At 66.4% G+C, this 1,417-nt stretch carries 1 protein-coding gene; it reads left to right on the forward strand.

The features are described 5' to 3' along the window. The first annotated feature begins 122 nt into the window (after positions 1–122). On the forward strand, positions 123–1,358 hold the full coding sequence (locus V2S04_RS14905) for an IS256 family transposase (protein WP_046746337.1): 1,236 nt from the start codon (positions 123–125) through the stop codon (positions 1,356–1,358). Positions 1,359–1,417 lie beyond the last annotated feature (59 nt).

A 1,417-nucleotide genomic window follows, 5' to 3' on the forward strand; every position in this document is an offset into this window, starting at 1 on the left:
CCTGGAGTCCCGCGGGGTGGTGGTCTTTCGGGCCCGCGGCGTCGTGACCGCGACGGGGTGAGCCATCGTGCGATGGTCAGTGAGAACGACCAAGAACTCACACAGAAAGACGACACCGCACGATGGCTCTTGACCAGTCTGCCCTCCTCGAGCTGCTCGGGGAACTGAAGCTCACCGGCACCACCGACCGCATCCGAGCCGCGACCGAGCGGCTCTACCAGGAGCTGATCGACGCGGAGACAGCCGCATTCATCGGCGCCGCCCCCTACGAGCGCACGAGCGAGCGCACGACTACCCGCAACGGTTCCCGGCCGCGGGTGCTGTCGACCACGGCTGGGGATCTGGAGTTGCGGATCCCGAAGTTGCGGCAGGGGTCGTTCTTCCCGTCGCTGCTGGAGCGGCGCCGCCGGGTCGACCAAGCCTTGTTCGCGGTCGTGATGGAGGCCTACCTCCACGGCGTCTCAACCCGGAAGGTCGATGACCTCGTCAAAGCGCTCGGCGCTGACACTGGCATCTCGAAGTCCGAGGTGTCCCGCATCTGCCAAGGGCTCGACGCCGAGGTCGCATCGTTCCGCGACCGCTCGCTGTCTGACATCGCCTACCCCTACGTGTTCCTCGACGCGACCTACTGCAAGGTCCGCATCGACCACCGTGTCGTGTCCCAGGCGGTCGTCGTCGCGATCGGCGTCGCCGCTGACGGGCGGCGGGTCGTGCTGGGCTTCGATGTCGGAGACAGCGAGACCGAGGAGTTCTGGAAGCAGTTCCTGCGCTCGTTGAAGACACGAGGTCTGGGCGGGGTGAAGCTGGTGATCTCCGACGCCCACGCCGGACTGAAGAAGGCCGCAGCGACCGTGTTGCAGGGCGCCGCCTGGCAGCGCTGCCGCGTCCACTTCATGCGCAACGTCCTGACCGCCCTCCCGAAGGGCCGGCAGGAGATGGTCGCCAGCGTGATCCGCACGATCTTCGCCCAACCCGACGCCGAGCACATCGATGCCCAGTTCGACGAAGTCGTGCGCATGATCGAGCGCGTCCACCCCAAGACCGCCGTGATGCTCACCGACGCCCGTGACGACATCCTCGCGTTCAAAGCGTTCCCCGCCCGGCATTGGCGACAGATCTGGTCCACGAACCCGCTGGAACGCCTCAATCGGGAGATCAAGCGCCGCACCGACGTCGTTGGCGTGTTCCCGAACAACGCCGCCCTGCTCCGCCTGGCCGGCTCCGTCCTCGTCGAGCAACACGACGAATGGGAAGCCGCCGACCGCCGCTACTTCTCCGAAGCCTCCATGACCGAGCTCACCGCGACCACCCCCACCATCGACGAGGCGGTGATACTCCCCGAGATCACCGCCGCCTAAACTAACGACAGCTGATCATCGCAACGAAGCGAAAGACCACCACTCAAACGGACGCGGCC

It is taken from the genome of Microbacterium sp. OR21, from assembly GCF_047306785.1.
GTDB classification, from domain to species: Bacteria; Actinomycetota; Actinomycetes; order Actinomycetales; family Microbacteriaceae; genus Microbacterium; species Microbacterium esteraromaticum_E.